Below are 14708 nucleotides of genomic sequence, written 5' to 3' on the forward strand. Positions count from 1 at the left end.
TCTATAAAGAGTTACGCTTTGCCAACTTCTAGTACTTCAGCAAGTTTAACTGGCGATGTAAATCCAGCCAGATTGAGCAGTACGTTACCATCACCTTTACCCAGCAGAACGCTATTGACGTTTGCGTAAGTCGATACCGCAAACTCCTTGCTTTCTCCATCGAGCAAACCCGAAGCTTTCACTTGGTATTTGCCGCCCGGCAATGGATTACCGTTTTGATCGTTACCGTCCCATTCAACGCGATTATCACCGGCTGATTTAGCCCCGACATCAAAGGTACGAACCAATTGTCCAGCTTCATTCTCTATTCGGACAAACAAGTTCTCTAAACTTTGAGGAAGTTTGACCATCGCAGCCATCCCAGCACCCTCTTTTTTGATCCCTGCCGCTCCCGGGACTAAGACATCACGGCCAACCAGTGATGAAGCCTGTAGAGCTTGGTTGGATGTCATCGACGAGTTGAGACTCTCAAACTGAGTGTTCATTTTGCCGATACCATCAACTGTGGCAAATGACGCCATTTGGGCGATCATCTGGTCATTACTGACCGGTTTAAAAGGATCTTGCTGAGCCAGTTGTTTGGTGAGTAACGATAGGAAGTCTTCTTGTTTAAGATCTTGCTTCCCCGTTGTCTCTTCTGTTTTCTTTTGGTCTTGAAGACTTTTCAGCTGGTCAACATAAGACAAGCCGCTTTGACCAATGTTATTTATTCCGGCCATACGCTACCTCCTTATCTTATTGACCCATCTGCAGCGTGCGCAGCAGCATTTGTTTACTTGCATCAGCCACCTGCACGTTCGTTTGATAAGAACGAGAAGCCGAAATCATGTTAGCCATCTCTTCCATCACATTGACATTAGGCTTGTAAATATAGCCTTCATCGTTGGCAAGTGGGTGATCTGGGTTATATTCTGCGTTAAGCGATTTATCGCTTTCAACAATACCTAATACTTTTACAGGTACATTATGATCACGGTTATAACGCGCTTTACTTAACTCTGCACCAAACACCGCGTGACGCGCTTTGTAAGTATCTTTCGCCGAACTACTCACACTATCCGCATTGGCTAAGTTACTTGAGGTCGTATTTAGACGAACAGATTCAGCACTCATTGCAGAACCAGTCACATTGAACACATTAAATAAGCTCATCTACTTATTCCCCTTTGATTGCTTTCGTTAAGTTCTTGAATTTACTTCCTAAGAAGTCCAGTGAGGCTTGGTGTCTGATCTGGTTTTGCATAAACAAGTTACGCTCTAAATCTACGTCCACCGTGTTGCCATCACCCGTATCAGGTTGAGTCGGAATTCGATAGAGACTCTCGCCAGTTACTTTCGTGGAGGCAGATATATGCCGACCATCCGTACGGCTAAGACCAATGCTTGCCCCTGAACTTGCCGCCTGCAATGCTTTTTGAAAGTCCATTCCTTTTGCTTTAAAGCCCGGTGTGTTCGCCTGTGCAATATTGGTGGAAATCACCTCAGCATTGCGCTCACGTACACCAACCGTGTGTTGGTGAATACCTAATGCGTTATCAAAAGAAATAGCCATGTTTGCCTCTACACTAAAAACTGACTGTTACTACTCATATTAAAAGCAATTAACGTACCAACTTAAAAAAACGAACCGTGTTTACAACAATTTTATCTAAATAAGAATCCGTCGAAATGTAAGCAAAATATACGCCGCTTTATCCACTTGTCGCCCACAACTTCAGTAAATCTCACCAATCAAAACGAAATTAGGGGAAAGAAAAAGCCCAGCAAAAGCTGGGCAAGTAACTAAACGTAAGCAAGTAACTCAACGTAAGAATGTGGCTATTTGAGTTTATAAATGATGCCAGGGTTACAACGAACCATTTCAAACTTATCGGTCAATCCTGTCAGTGACTCCGATGCGCCGAGCAATAAGTAGCCACCGGGGTTTAAGCTACTAGCCATTTGATTTAATACTTTCGACTTCATATCAGGTGAGAAATAAATCAAAACGTTACGACAGAAAATAATATCGAATTTACCCAATAAGGCATAGCTCTCCATTAAGTTCTGAGGACGGAAGTTAACTAAACGCTTAACGTTATCTTTGATTTTCATTCGGCCATCACCAGCATCCTCAAAAAAGATTTTACGACGCTCCGGTGATAACCCTCTGCCAAGTGCTAAATTGTCATAAATCCCCGCTTTACACATATCCAGCATGCTGGCAGAAATATCCGTCGCGGTGATGGCTACGCTCGGCAACATACCCGGCTTGCGCTGTTGAGTTTCCAGCACCGTCATCGCCATTGAGTAAGGCTCTTGACCTGAAGAGCTTGCCGCTGACCAAATTTTTATAGGGCGTTTATTTGCAGCGACCTCGGGTAATAGACGTTCCGCTAAAACGGTGAATGGGTAAGCATCACGGAACCACAGTGTTTCGTTGGTGGTCATGGCATCGACCGCTGCAACTCGTAGCTCACGGTTTCGCCCCGTAACCACATCACGTAACAAGTCAGAAAGAGAGGTTAACTTGAATTTAGCAACCAGTGGACTTAAGCGACTTCTCACTAAGTACTGTTTGCTATCTCCAAGTACAATCCCGCACTGAGATTCCAAAAAACGGCTGAAATCGCGATATTCTTGATCGCTTATAGTTATAGCAGTCATTAATTTCTCTTTAGTTAACTAGTGCAGCTTTAACCGCATTCCCAAGCTCATCAGGGTTGAATTTAGCAATGAATGAGTTTGCACCCACTCGCTCAACCATGGCTTGGTTAAAAACGCCGCTCAGTGAAGAGTGAAGAATAACGTATAGATCTTTCAAATCTGAATTTCTACGTATCTCTGCTGTTAATGTATAGCCGTCCATTTCAGGCATTTCAATATCAGAGATCACTAAAGATATTTGATTGTAAATTGGCCCTTCTGCTGCCATCTCGATCAATTTTTCATACGCCTCTTTACCATCTTTAACAGCAACGACTTCAAAACCTATCGATTCTACTGCTCTTTGAACCTGTTTACGCGCAACGGTTGAGTCATCGGCAATTAAAATTCGACGGATGATCTCTTTTTCTGTTTCTACTTGGGCGATCGATTCACCAATAGATGAATCCATTGTCTCATTAACCGGAGAAATCTCTGCCAAAATTTTCTCTACATCGAGAATTTCTACCAATTCGTTATCAATATTGGTGACTGCGGTTAAGTAGTTATCTTTGCCTGAGCCATCTGGTGGAGGAAGAATGGCTTCCCAGTGCATGTTTACAATTCGATCCACCGAGCTGACCAAGAAAGCTTGGATAGATCGGTTGAATTCAGCAATGACCACAAAACACTTATCAAGGTCCGCGGTGGGACGTCCGCCCACGGCCAAACTCAAATCAATGACAGAAACGGTTTGACCACGAATATGAGCAACACCTTTGACTAGGCGATGTAAATTGGGCATCAAAGTTAACTTCGGGCACTGGAGTACCTCTTTAACTTTAAATACGTTGATACCATAACGTTGCCGTCCCATTAGACGAAACGTTAAGAGTTCTAATCGGTTTTGACCAACGAGTTGCGTACGCTGATTCACAGAATCAAGAATACCCGTCATAAGCTCATCTCCATCTCAAACTTTTATGCAAAAAAGTGGTAGTCTACTACAGGCTATGAAGAAACCAGAGAAACAGAATGATGCATACAAAAATATGTTTACATCTACTTTCCATAACTAAGTGTAGAGCTTTCTATAGAAATTTTTATCTCTCTATCGGCTTTTTATTGTTTTTCTTTAATTTTTCTCTTCATTCTGCCACTTTGCCGCAAGTTGAAGCCATTCAACAAGCTGCGGAACAACATGTTTTAGAAACAATTGAGTGGCCTCCCAGCGGGGAGTTAAACGTAAAGGCGGCAAATATTGATGACCGAATTTATGCCACCGACTGCCCCACACCGTTATCGACCTCTTCCTCATCCAGTAATGGTTCTGCAAGTAATATCACAGTTCTGGTTGAATGCATTGAAGATAACTGGAAAATTTATGTTCCTGTAAGACTGACCATTTCACTGCCACTTGTCACCGTTGCCGTACCCATTTCTCGTGGGCAGCAAATTACGCAGCAAGATGTCTTGATTACAATGGTAGACTTACACCGCTTTAGACGACAAGGTTTTTCCGATATAAATCGTATCGTCGGAGCTAAAGTGAAAAAAAACATGCGTATTGGAGATGTAGTTGAGCAAGATGATATATGCGTCGTATGTCGTAATGAAAACGTTATGATTCAAGCAGTCAAGCAGGGAATGATCATCACAACCAAAGGAACCGCTTTAAGTGATGGTATTTTTGGTGAGCAGATAAAAGTGAAAAATGATAAATCAAACCGTATAATAGATGCACAAGTAACCGGTATTGGCGAAGTCACGGTTCAATTTTAACGCTTTCATTACACTTCTAAATGTGTTTACGTTGTTAAGAAAGTGAAACAGAAAAAAAAGCTAAAGTAATCACAAGCACCGTCGATATTGACTGTACAGGTTTCCATTATTATTAATAAGGCTCACATATGGCAGGTATTGATAACATACGTTCGGGGCAAACATTAACGACGACAAATCGTAGTAATGCTCGTACTGAATCGAATGCATCTCCATCGACATCCGGCTCGGTCACTCGTTCACCTCAAAATCAAGATGCGGTATCACTTAGTACCCAAGGTAAGGCCATTGGTGAAATGCACAACCAAATGGTATCTCAGCCAAGTTTTGATAGTGCCAAAGTCGCTGCAATTAAAGATGCGATAGCCAATGGCTCATATAGAGTCGACCCAGAAAAGTTGGCTGATAATATGATTAAATTTGAAAAAGAGTTGGGTGGTTTTAACTAGCCCTACTTTTGACTAATTAAGGCAACATACAATGGCTGTATTAAAAGACTTAGTCGATTTCCAATTGAAAAATGCACTAGAACTCTCTTCGCTACTTGAACAAGAAAAGTTAGCAATTACGAGCCGTTCATCAAGTGAAATCGAAGCTATTGCCAAACAAAAGATGACCTTAGTTGGACAACTTCAACAAACTGACCTCCGAATTGCGAAACATCCCCATGTCGTGAGCCTGGCTGAAGATGTACTCCTGTCGCAAATCGTTGATCAGATTCGTTCCATTGTTCACGATTGCCAGCAAGCAAACCTTGTTAATGGTGAAGCGCTACAACGTGCACAACTCAGTTTTAATAAACTCAATAATTTGATGCAGCAAAGCCACGGAAAAATTGGCATGACGTATAACGCTGGTGGGCAAACCCACACTGTGTCCACTTTAGGGACCAATATTAAAGCGTAATCAACATGCAGCTGAGCTACTAAACTTTTAAGCTGAAACGAATTAAACAGAAAAGCGGCAAACTTTGCCGCTTTTTCGATCTGGAGAGAAGGAAGATTTAGAAGAGTGTTTGTTGACGTTTTTCTGGTACTTGCTGAACTTCGCCGTAGTCACGCAGTTTATCCATCTTACGGATATCGAGACGTAACTCAGTAACATAACTGTCACCCACCTTATAACTGCGGACCACTTCTGCTCCGCGGATAACACCATCAACCGCTCCCGACGTCAGCTCTGTGCCCAATCGCTGATCTTGTAGTTCAGCACGACCACTCACTCGCATTCCATAGACTTGCTCTGCCAGTTCGCGATAAGCATCGATTTTAGAGGCACGCATTGCACGGACTTGCTTTTCATCCACACTACGCCCAGTTTGCTCACTGATATTGGCATAACCTACCGCCGTCAACCATTCATCAGCGCGCATGGTTTGCAAGGGCTGGCAACCCACCATCATGATAGTCACTAGAAGTAATAGCCATTTTTTCATTGGTTTCTCCTATGGACGCAAGATAACCGTATACGGCTGCTTAATCGTAGGGTCAGAGCGAATTAACACACCATCTTGTGTACGGATACTGTTGAGCGTATCAAGATCACGACCAATACGATCGGCAGGCAAGAAGCCTTGTGCGGTAGCAACCACAACACGAGACTGCATTCCCACAACACGAGCATTGACTAATACACCGCCTTCTTGACGAAGCATTGTCCCTGTCAGTATGTATTGGATTTCTTGCTCTTGAGCGAGGTCTTTCCAGTCACGACTGAAAGCAAAATCACCTTGCTGCGTTACCTGAATCGAGCCTGTGGTTTTGAAATCAACCACTTTAAATCCTCGACGCTGAAACTGATGGATAAATCCTTCAGAAACCGAGTTACCCAACCAGTTAGTCGCGTCCATACTTTGCAGGTCCACGAACGATGTTACAGCAATAGGAGTGCGAGCAGAAACACTAGTATTGGACACCATCAAATCTTCTGTCATGCTTTCAACAAAGAAGTCCAACGTGTGACGTGGGCTCTCCATTAGCATAAACTGTGAACCATTGTATGGCTCTTTACCGTTATAAATCGGGGCGTAGGCACAAGCAGTTAACAAAACTGCTGGCACTATCGAAAGCCATTTTTTCATTCTCTTATCTCCAGATATACTGAGGCAATCTTGATTCCAAACTTCAGATTAAAAAACTTGGAACACTCTTTGCTTTTCAAAACTTGTTACACTTTCAAAACGCACTGCCTACATCAGCTAAGATTTTAAAAGCAAAATTTATACCCAACTGGTAAATAACAATGAAAAAAATTATTTCTGTTTTATTTTCAATATGTTGCACCATTACCTTTTCTCAGGCCGTTAATGCTGCTTGGTATGAAGTGACCGGATCGTCAGCCATTGTTTCCTCAGAGGAAGTCGCTCGCCTCAATGCATTGGAAGATGCCATCTATAAGGCGGTAAACTTTGCCGGGGCAGACATCGGTAGTATCAGTAACTTGCGACCACTGCTGGAATCAGACCGTAAAGAGTACCAGTTTACTAACCATGAAGTACGCTATGTGTTAGTTGAAGAGAATAAAACACGTCGGGGAGTGATGTATGTTAAAGCTCGAATTGATATTTATCCTTCGGCAACAGGTTGCCACGTTAGCCAATATAAGAAAACGTTTTTAGTGGGTAACATTGATCTTGCATCGCCACAACAGGCGGTTATGGGGCAAATTTACAGTGTGGGAGATGATTTTGCACAGGTACTCAACCGCCAACTCGATCAAGAATCTCGCAGTTTTGTGTCGGTTGGCACCACAGATTATGCAATTGAAAAACAGCACCCAGAACGCTTAACCATGATTGCAGAGGACACGGGAGCACAGTACATTTTGGGGGGAACCATCACCGATTTAACTGCCACGATAGAGCAAAAATTACTCGCCGATGATGTGATTAACCGTCAATTTGCTATGCAAATCCAAGTGTTTGATGGCAAAACAGGCCAAGAAGTCATGACTAGACATTATAGAGAAGTCGCTAAATGGCCCTTCGCCAAAACCAGTCAGATAGATACGCGCAGTGCTCGTTTTTGGGCTTCAACCTTTGGCAGCATGATGCTGCGCGTCAGCCGAAATATCATGCTTGATCTTGAATCCGAACTTTCATGTAAAATAACACTCCCCGAAGTGGTTGCTAAATATGGTAACACCATCACGATGGATCTAGGACGTATGCATAGCGTTAAAACCGGTGACAAATTGCAGCTGTGGCATACAGGTTCATTCATTGATCAGAAAGGACTACCACGAAATAAAGTGACTCAAAGTGATATTACCCTTACGGTTACTCGCGTCTATGAAAACGAAGCGGAGCTGAGTGTTGATCAAGAAAATCTCGCCTCTAGCATACAAATTGGCGATGTTATGCACAAACAGCTTTAATTTTCGTTTTAACTAGTTAACTTCACAAAATTATTGAGTAAACTAGCCCACCTTGCTCCCGTAGCTCAGTAGGATAGAGCGGCCCCCTCCTAAGGGGCAGGCCACAGGTTCGACTCCTGTCGGGAGCGCCATTTTGATAAAGCCTCAACACCCAACCGGTGTTGAGGCTTTTTTTTTATGACGAAAAACTGACCTAATATTGATTTGAGCCACTATGATTCATATACAGTGCTTACTGTAAGTTCTATGTCAAATAATCTAGAATTAGTATTAACAGATTTATCGATATAAAAATGATGAAAAAGAGCAATCTAATCACGAATACTGGTCACCGCTTTATCTCTAAAGCAAAGACCGCCTATAAAATTCATATCCATACACCGGATGATACGGTGCTGCACCGTTCTGTCGGCTATATCCGTATTGGTGAGAAAAAAGGGCTTAAAAAGGCGATAAAGCTGCGTAATGAATTAGGTTCAGAGATGTGGGGCAAACATTGGCGTCGTCTGCTCAAAGATCCCTATTTGATGACTCGCCTACCACACAGTTTAGAACCTAAAATTATATACAAACCCAGACCAACGCTCGATAACCCGGAAGCTCGGGATCCTTGTTATATCGCGGCTTGGAGACACTATGATGAAAAAGGTAACTGTATATTTCAAAGCGTCGTTTGTTCGATCAACAAGCATGGCAAGCTTGCCGCTTATACCAAGACGAAAAAGGCGCTATTAGAGGCTTATAAAGAAGACTTGGATATTCTTATCTACATGGGCCGATTGAATAGTATTGATTTGAAATAACGTGGCGTGATACCGGAGCGGTTAGAGGCTCAAATCCATTGTTTTACAAGAAGAAAGCCCGCGTTTTTCACGGGCTTTCTCTATTTTCTAATACTTAAGCGTTATTATTTCACTTCATAATCAAAGCTTGGAATAACGATATCAACACGACGGTTTTGCTTTCGACCTTCGACTGTATCATTCGATGCGATTGGGCTATTTTCCCCTTCACCTTTTACGGTAAGACGGTTCGCATCCACACCTTTAGCAATCACAACATCAGCAACAACTTGTGCGCGTTTTTCTGATAGTTTCTGGTTGTAAGCCGCAGCGCCAGTTGAGTCAGTATGACCAATAATTTCAGCATCGGCTTGTGGGTAAGCTTGCAAATATTTCACTAGTTTATCGAGCTGGTTAGTACTCTCTGCTGTTAGCTTAGTACTGTTATGGGCAAAGCTACTGCTGTCCAAACGTTGAAATGGCACATGCTTAACAACCGTTTCAGGTTCTTGGGGAATAACGACTGGCTCAACCACTGGCTGTACAACTTCTTCAACAAACACCTCTTGCACGATGACTGGCGCAGGTTCTGCTTTACTTCCACCAAATTTATACGAAACACCTAAGGTAGCCGAGTTACCTGCCGCTCGGACAAGATCGTTATTAATATCGGTGAGGCTTTGATATTCCAAGCGTAAAGTGACGTTATTATCGGTGTTGAACTCAATACCAGCGGCACCTAAATATGAGTAATCATCTTTATTGCCATAATCAACATAAGCACCGCCGACTTTAGCATATAAGGCAATGGCATCAGTCAAAGGAAGGCTGACTTTCGGTGCGAGTGTAATGGCCGTTACTTTTTCATCATTCAGCCCCGCACCACTAAATTTGCCCAAGTAATCGTAACCTGCCTCTAATGAAAGCCAATTAAACGCTTGGTAACCAAGGTAAGCACCGACGGTAGAAGATTCATCTTCACACACATCTCCAGCACGACAAGCGTCATCAAGCCAAGATTTACCAACTTTAGCACCTACGTATACTTCAGCCATTGCGGCAGAAGATGCAAAAACAAGCGCCATTGAAACTGCTGCTGCTAACTTTTTCATACTTTTTCCTTTCCTATTTATCGTTATCATAATGCGGTTGCGGTACCCAAAAACGGTTTACTTTTCGCCTACACACATACCTGCATAACTCGGAACCACTATACTGTATCTAAAGAAAGCTTAAATAGCGCATTAGTTTATTCTCTGTCATCGTTTTGTGAAATATTGTCAGTGCTCTACACCAAAGGATTTAACAAAGCCGATATAAAGAAAAACCGCAGCATAAGCTGCGGTTCAAAGCGTTGTTCGTATGATTGACTTATTGAGCGTTCGCTTCACGCTCAACAATAAAGGCCAATGCCATATTGATACGAGCAATGACACGCTCTTTGCCGATCAGTTGCATAACAGCATCAACCGATGGCGATTGACCACCGCCAGTGACAGCAACGCGCAGCGGCATGCCTATTTTACCCATACCGATTTCAAGCTCTTCACACACTTGAGCGATGACAGCGTGCAGGTTTTCCGTTGTCCAGTCACTCAATGCTTCTAATTTGCTTAAAGCAAGTGCTAGCGGCGCTTTCGCCACACCGCGCAAGTGTTTTTTCGCCGCATCAGCATCAAACTCAGCAAAATCTTCAAAGAAGTAACGAGATTGAGCAGCAAGTTCAACCAAGGTATTGCAGCGTTCACCAACCAGTTTAACGATCTCAGCTAATGCTGGGCCGTTGTCTTTATTGATGCCTTGTTGCTCAAAGTGCCATTCAAGGTGTTTTGCAACATATTCAGGCTCTGATGTTTTAATGTAGTGATTGTTCAGCCACAACAACTTATCAGTATTAAATGCAGATGCCGATTTGCTAATAGCATTTAAACTGAAGAACTGAATCATCTCTTCACGCGAGAAAATTTCTTGGTCGCCATGAGACCAACCTAGACGAACTAAATAGTTATTCAGTGCTTCAGGCAGATAACCTTCATCGCGATACTGCATCACAGAAACAGCGCCATGACGTTTAGATAGCTTCGCGCCGTCGTCACCTAAGATCATTGCGCAGTGCGCAAACACAGGTACAGGAGCACCTAACGCTTCGTAAATGTTGATTTGACGAGGTGTGTTGTTGATGTGATCTTCGCCACGAACGACATGAGTAATCCCCATATCCCAGTCATCCACCACCACACAGAAGTTATAGGTGGGTGAGCCATCGGTACGGCGAATGATCAGATCATCCATCTGGCTGTTGGAGATTTCGATACGACCGCGGATCTGGTCGTCAAAAATTACGCTGCCTTCTTTAGGATTACGGAAACGGATAACACACGGATCCCCTTCTTTTGCGGCGTCGTTAACCGCTTTGATTTTTGGGTGATCAGCATCGTAGCGCGGCATCTCTTTGTTCGCTTCTTGCTCGGCACGAACTTCATCTAACAGCTCTTTAGAGGCGTAACATTTGTAGGCTTTATCTTCAGCAAGCAGCTTATCGACAACTTCATTATAACGATCAAAATGTTTAGTTTGGAAATATGGGCCTTCATCCCAATTCAAACCTAGCCAAGTCATACCTTCAAGAATCGCGTCTACGGCTTCTTGCGTCGAGCGCTCTAGGTCGGTGTCTTCAATACGCAAAACAAACTCACCACCTTGGCTTTTTGCATAAAGCCAAGAGTAAAGTGCAGTACGCGCACCACCAACGTGAAGATAGCCTGTCGGGCTAGGAGCAAAACGAGTTTTAACCGTCATTTGATTTCCTTAGGGATAAAAAGACAGCGGAGAACATGTCCACTGCAAGTACCAGGATAAAAAGTGGCGACATTTTACCACTGACGGCTAAATCTACAATCCTCGATTGCCTTTCGTTTTTCTGCACTCAAGAATAACGCTTAAAATTCGCTTAACTTTCCTTTAGTGGAACTTGACCTTGCCCTAAAGGTAAGGTTTATGCTTCTAGCTATTGAGTTGGTTTACGGGGAATTTTTCAATGAAACGCTTTCAATTGCCTTTATCAGGGCTGAAATGCATGGGTTGCGCGAAGAAACTTGAGCAGTATCTCAAGCAAGAATTTGAGGTACAAATCCACCAGCTGTCACCCACATTCATCGAACTGAGCACTTCGGCCTCTTTAAGTGAACTCATCGCCGCTATCGAATCCTTAGGCTATCAAGCCTTGCTCAGCACGAACAGCGATCCTCTGCCCTCATCGCAACCCACAACCTTGGTTAGCGATACACAGCTACTCGCACAAGAGACAGAAGCCTCAATAACGGGTTTGGTTAGTACCCACTTACTGATCCAAGGAATGACTTGCGCAAGCTGTGTCTCTTCGGTGGAAAAAGCACTTCTAAGCGTTAACGGTGTACAAAAAGCGCAAATCAATTTAGCAGAACAAAGCGCCTTAGTGCTCTCGCAAGCGGATATCGCTGACCTTGAACGGCAATTGCTCAATGCCATTACTCATGCAGGCTACCGTGCAGAGCGAGTCGATGATCCAGCCCAACAGCAAGAAAAACAAAAACAGCAATCACTTGATTTACAAAAGCAACATAAAACCAATGCATTACTCGGTTTAATAATGGGTATTCCGTTAATGCTCTGGGGCCTTCTTGGTGGCAGCATGATGATTGTGACCACTCAGCAGCAAATATACTGGGGCGTTATCGGCATTGTGTGCTTAGCCCTATTGGCCACCGCTGGCCGCCACTTTTTTAGCCATGCTTGGCTTGCGTTAACCCATAGGCGCGCCACCATGGATAGCTTAGTTGCCCTAGGAACCGGAGCGGCTTGGGCCTATTCAATGTTGGTAGTGATTTACCCAACTTGGTTTCCCGTCGCCTCGCGTCATGTTTATTTTGAAGCCAGCGCGATGATTATCGGTTTGATTTCACTGGGCCACTACATTGAGGCGAAAGCCAAAGCAAAGACAACCCAATCCTTGCAAGCCCTAATTAACTTGCAGCCACAACAAGCAACACGCATCACGGCGCAAGGCGATCAACAGATTGCGGTTGAATTAGTACAACTTGGCATGCAACTACGCATAAAACCGGGAGAAAAAGTGCCGATAGACGGCAAAGTCCTCAGCGGTGAATCTTATGTTGATGAGTCCATGCTCACTGGCGAGCCGATCCCCGTCCTAAAAGTGGCAGGCGATGCCATTGCGGCAGGCACCATCAATCATGATGGCAGCTTAGTCATCGAAGCCACTGGCGTAGGGGCGCAAACCATGCTCTCGCGCATCATCCAAATGGTGCGTCAGGCGCAAAGCAGTAAACCAGCCATTGCCAAACTGGCAGATCAGATATCCGCTATTTTTGTACCGACAGTGGTTATGATTGCCCTGTTTTCCGCTCTGATTTGGTACTTTGTAGGCCCTGAACCTAAGGCCAGTTATATGCTAGTGGTTGCGACAACAGTATTGATCATTGCCTGCCCTTGTGCCTTGGGTCTAGCTACTCCACTCTCGGTTACAGTAGGAGTTGGCAAAGCCGCTGAAATGGGTATTTTGATCAGAGATGCCAATGTATTGCAATCGGCAAGCAAAATCACCACTGTAGTATTTGATAAGACAGGTACGCTCACTCAAGGCAAGCCAACCGTTCAGAACTTAGTCACGTGGGGAATTGAAGATAGCAAATTGTTAACCCTTGTTTACGCTTTAGAACTGCGCTCTGAACACCCTCTTGGCAAGGCTATCTGCCATTATGCGCAACCGTTGGTATCAACCAGCGCCGCAGTCGAGCAATTTACCAACCTAAGAGGCAAAGGGCTAATGGCAAATATTGGCGGTGATTCCGTCGTCGTTGCCTCTTTATCGCACCTTGAATCACTGGGCGTTCCTCTTACTCAAGCACAAACGGCCATTGAACACTACGCAGAACAAGCTTGGACGCCAGTCGCGGTTGCCATTAACGGTGAACTCAAAGGTCTCATCGCTATTGCTGATCCAATCAAACCTAATGCTGCACAAGCTATCAGCACACTGAACAAAATGAACATTCGTACCGTGATGCTAACTGGAGATAACCAAAGCGTGGCCACTGCAATAGCCAAACAGCTAGGCATACAGCAAGTGATCGCTCAAGTACTTCCGGATCAAAAAGCACAAAAAATCGTGCAGTTACAAGAGAAAGGCCAAAGCGTCGCCATGGTCGGTGATGGTATTAATGATGCGCCAGCCCTTGCGCAAGCCGATATTGGTATCGCTATGGGCAGTGGCAGTGATGTCGCAATAGAGAGTGCGCAAATGACATTGCTCAACTCCTCACCGCTTGCCGTAGTCAATGCTATCGCTCTTTCTAAAGCGACAGTAAAAAACATGAAGCAGAACCTATTGGGCGCGTTTATTTATAACACCTTCAGCATTCCCATTGCCGCTGGTGTGCTTTATCCCGCTTTTGGCTTTTTACTCAGCCCTGTAGTTGCAGGAGCGGCAATGGCTTTGTCCTCAATCACAGTCGTGAGCAACGCTAACCGCTTGCGTCTATTTAAATCCCCTTTTCACTCTTAGAGGTTAGATAAAAATGAAAATGATCACAGCCGCTATGCTTAGCACCTTGTCTCTTATGAGCTACTCCGCATTCGCCACGGTGACCGAGGTGACCAATTACAAATCCCCTTATTGTGGCTGCTGTACTGAGTGGTCCACTCACATGCAACAAGCAGGATTTAAGGTTAACGAGCAATTGCAAGAAGATATGACGGCGATAAAACAACAATTGGGCATTACACCCAAGCTCGCCTCTTGCCATACAGCCGTTATCGACGGCTATGTTTTCGAAGGTCACATTCCAGCCACAGACATTCAAGCCTTTCTCGCTAATCCACCGAAAAATGCCAAAGGGTTAGCCGCGCCCGGCATGCCAATCGGTTCTCCAGGTATGGAATCTGGTGATAAGAAAGAAGCCTATTCGGTTTTTGCTTTTAACGAGCAAGGTCAGGTGTTTGAGTTTGCTCACCACGAAGGTAATTGATTTTATGTAATAAAGCCTCCGACAGATGCGGAGGCTTTCATTGGGGTGCATTGATATGGCTACGAGTTATTTAACACTAGTTACTCGGCTGACTCGCTCGCCTGAAGCAGAAATAGAA

16 protein-coding genes and 1 tRNA gene are annotated in these 14708 nt (G+C 44.1%); 8 read left to right on the top strand and 9 right to left on the bottom strand.

Features of this window, described 5'->3' with window-relative positions:
* Positions 1–11: 11 nt before the first annotated feature.
* The 5 genes from flgD to AACR75_RS06535 all read right to left on the bottom strand — a co-directional run bounded on the left by flgD (position 12) and on the right by AACR75_RS06535 (position 3583).
* A complete protein-coding gene (flgD, locus tag AACR75_RS06515) occupies positions 12–719 on the bottom strand; it encodes a flagellar hook assembly protein FlgD (RefSeq protein WP_017049694.1) in 708 nt (235 codons plus the stop codon).
* A 16-nt stretch (positions 720–735) separates the two neighbouring features.
* The gene (flgC, locus tag AACR75_RS06520) at positions 736–1152 is read right to left on the bottom strand and encodes a flagellar basal body rod protein FlgC (RefSeq protein WP_047689224.1); all 417 of its coding nucleotides are present in this window, start codon (positions 1150–1152) and stop codon (positions 736–738) included.
* A gap of 4 nt (positions 1153–1156) precedes the next feature.
* Complete coding sequence (gene flgB, locus AACR75_RS06525; RefSeq protein WP_013856251.1) at positions 1157–1552, bottom strand: flagellar basal body rod protein FlgB; 396 nt, start codon at positions 1550–1552, stop codon at positions 1157–1159.
* A gap of 266 nt (positions 1553–1818) precedes the next feature.
* Entirely contained in the window at positions 1819–2646 is an 828-nt protein-coding gene (locus AACR75_RS06530) for a protein-glutamate O-methyltransferase (protein ID WP_013856250.1), read from the bottom strand.
* A gap of 10 nt (positions 2647–2656) precedes the next feature.
* On the bottom strand, positions 2657–3583 hold the full coding sequence (locus AACR75_RS06535) for a chemotaxis protein CheV (RefSeq protein WP_013856249.1): 927 nt from the start codon (positions 3581–3583) through the stop codon (positions 2657–2659).
* A gap of 77 nt (positions 3584–3660) precedes the next feature.
* Here AACR75_RS06535 and flgA point away from each other — a divergent pair, with 77 nt between their 5' ends.
* The 3 genes from flgA (at position 3661) to AACR75_RS06550 (ending at position 5313) form a co-directional block, all read left to right on the top strand.
* Positions 3661–4407, top strand: a complete 747-nt coding sequence (gene flgA, locus AACR75_RS06540) for a flagellar basal body P-ring formation chaperone FlgA (RefSeq protein WP_047689226.1) — start codon at positions 3661–3663, stop codon at positions 4405–4407.
* A gap of 128 nt (positions 4408–4535) precedes the next feature.
* Positions 4536–4856, top strand: a complete 321-nt coding sequence (gene flgM / locus AACR75_RS06545) for a flagellar biosynthesis anti-sigma factor FlgM (RefSeq protein ID WP_013856247.1) — start codon at positions 4536–4538, stop codon at positions 4854–4856.
* 31 nt (positions 4857–4887) lie between these two features.
* Positions 4888–5313: a flagella synthesis protein FlgN gene (locus tag AACR75_RS06550; protein WP_013856246.1), complete on the top strand. Its 426-nt coding sequence runs from the start codon at positions 4888–4890 to the stop codon at positions 5311–5313.
* Between the two features lie 97 nt (positions 5314–5410).
* Here AACR75_RS06550 and flgP read toward each other — a convergent pair whose 3' ends face one another.
* Positions 5411–5842, bottom strand: a complete 432-nt coding sequence (gene flgP / locus AACR75_RS06555; RefSeq protein WP_017043110.1) for a flagellar assembly lipoprotein FlgP — start codon at positions 5840–5842, stop codon at positions 5411–5413.
* A 9-nt stretch (positions 5843–5851) separates the two neighbouring features.
* Entirely contained in the window at positions 5852–6487 is a 636-nt protein-coding gene (locus AACR75_RS06560) for a FlgO family outer membrane protein (protein WP_013856244.1), read from the bottom strand.
* A gap of 161 nt (positions 6488–6648) precedes the next feature.
* On the opposite strand from AACR75_RS06560, the gene AACR75_RS06565 reads away from it, so the two are divergent.
* The 3 genes from AACR75_RS06565 to AACR75_RS06575 all read left to right on the top strand — a co-directional run bounded on the left by AACR75_RS06565 (position 6649) and on the right by AACR75_RS06575 (position 8585).
* Positions 6649–7782, top strand: a complete 1134-nt coding sequence (locus AACR75_RS06565) for a flagellar assembly protein FlgT (protein WP_047689229.1) — start codon at positions 6649–6651, stop codon at positions 7780–7782.
* A gap of 54 nt (positions 7783–7836) precedes the next feature.
* Positions 7837–7913: transfer RNA gene (locus tag AACR75_RS06570), tRNA-Arg, on the top strand.
* A 165-nt stretch (positions 7914–8078) separates the two neighbouring features.
* The gene (locus AACR75_RS06575) at positions 8079–8585 is read left to right on the top strand and encodes a Fe3+-citrate ABC transporter substrate-binding protein (RefSeq protein ID WP_026027396.1); all 507 of its coding nucleotides are present in this window, start codon (positions 8079–8081) and stop codon (positions 8583–8585) included.
* 104 nt (positions 8586–8689) lie between these two features.
* Here AACR75_RS06575 and AACR75_RS06580 read toward each other — a convergent pair whose 3' ends face one another.
* Positions 8690–9676 carry an OmpA family protein gene (locus AACR75_RS06580; RefSeq protein WP_170898768.1) on the bottom strand — a complete coding sequence of 329 codons (987 nt, stop codon included), beginning with the start codon at positions 9674–9676 and terminating at the stop codon, positions 8690–8692.
* Between the two features lie 259 nt (positions 9677–9935).
* The gene (gltX, locus tag AACR75_RS06585; RefSeq protein WP_047689233.1) at positions 9936–11363 is read right to left on the bottom strand and encodes a glutamate--tRNA ligase; all 1428 of its coding nucleotides are present in this window, start codon (positions 11361–11363) and stop codon (positions 9936–9938) included.
* 238 nt (positions 11364–11601) lie between these two features.
* On the opposite strand from gltX, the gene AACR75_RS06590 reads away from it, so the two are divergent.
* Positions 11602–14127 (top strand): heavy metal translocating P-type ATPase, encoded by a 2526-nt coding sequence (locus AACR75_RS06590; protein WP_197056796.1) that lies wholly within the window; start codon positions 11602–11604, stop codon positions 14125–14127.
* A gap of 13 nt (positions 14128–14140) precedes the next feature.
* Positions 14141–14590, top strand: coding sequence for a DUF411 domain-containing protein (locus tag AACR75_RS06595; protein ID WP_017049700.1), 450 nt, complete (start codon positions 14141–14143; stop codon positions 14588–14590).
* Positions 14591–14708: the final 118 nt, after the last annotated feature.

The organism is Vibrio sp. ZOR0018, assembly GCF_963865925.1.
GTDB classification, from domain to species: Bacteria; Pseudomonadota; Gammaproteobacteria; order Enterobacterales; family Vibrionaceae; genus Vibrio; species Vibrio anguillarum.

What these genes read in the sequence shown, in the direction of transcription:
- flgM (WP_013856247.1), top strand. Translation starts at nt 4,536, where the DNA reads ATGGCAGGTATTGATAACATACGTTCGGGGCAAACATTAACGACGACA.
- AACR75_RS06560 (WP_013856244.1), bottom strand. Translation starts at nt 6,487, where the DNA reads ATGAAAAAATGGCTTTCGATAGTGCCAGCAGTTTTGTTAACTGCTTGT.
- AACR75_RS06575 (WP_026027396.1), top strand. Translation starts at nt 8,079, where the DNA reads ATGAAAAAGAGCAATCTAATCACGAATACTGGTCACCGCTTTATCTCT.
- AACR75_RS06530 (WP_013856250.1), bottom strand. Translation starts at nt 2,646, where the DNA reads ATGACTGCTATAACTATAAGCGATCAAGAATATCGCGATTTCAGCCGT.
- flgP (WP_017043110.1), bottom strand. Translation starts at nt 5,842, where the DNA reads ATGAAAAAATGGCTATTACTTCTAGTGACTATCATGATGGTGGGTTGC.
- gltX (WP_047689233.1), bottom strand. Translation starts at nt 11,363, where the DNA reads ATGACGGTTAAAACTCGTTTTGCTCCTAGCCCGACAGGCTATCTTCAC.
- AACR75_RS06590 (WP_197056796.1), top strand. Translation starts at nt 11,602, where the DNA reads ATGAAACGCTTTCAATTGCCTTTATCAGGGCTGAAATGCATGGGTTGC.
- AACR75_RS06550 (WP_013856246.1), top strand. Translation starts at nt 4,888, where the DNA reads ATGGCTGTATTAAAAGACTTAGTCGATTTCCAATTGAAAAATGCACTA.
- AACR75_RS06580 (WP_170898768.1), bottom strand. Translation starts at nt 9,676, where the DNA reads ATGAAAAAGTTAGCAGCAGCAGTTTCAATGGCGCTTGTTTTTGCATCT.
- flgC (WP_047689224.1), bottom strand. Translation starts at nt 1,152, where the DNA reads ATGAGCTTATTTAATGTGTTCAATGTGACTGGTTCTGCAATGAGTGCT.
- flgB (WP_013856251.1), bottom strand. Translation starts at nt 1,552, where the DNA reads ATGGCTATTTCTTTTGATAACGCATTAGGTATTCACCAACACACGGTT.
- AACR75_RS06565 (WP_047689229.1), top strand. Translation starts at nt 6,649, where the DNA reads ATGAAAAAAATTATTTCTGTTTTATTTTCAATATGTTGCACCATTACC.
- AACR75_RS06595 (WP_017049700.1), top strand. Translation starts at nt 14,141, where the DNA reads ATGAAAATGATCACAGCCGCTATGCTTAGCACCTTGTCTCTTATGAGC.
- flgD (WP_017049694.1), bottom strand. Translation starts at nt 719, where the DNA reads ATGGCCGGAATAAATAACATTGGTCAAAGCGGCTTGTCTTATGTTGAC.
- AACR75_RS06535 (WP_013856249.1), bottom strand. Translation starts at nt 3,583, where the DNA reads ATGACGGGTATTCTTGATTCTGTGAATCAGCGTACGCAACTCGTTGGT.
- flgA (WP_047689226.1), top strand. Translation starts at nt 3,661, where the DNA reads ATGATGCATACAAAAATATGTTTACATCTACTTTCCATAACTAAGTGT.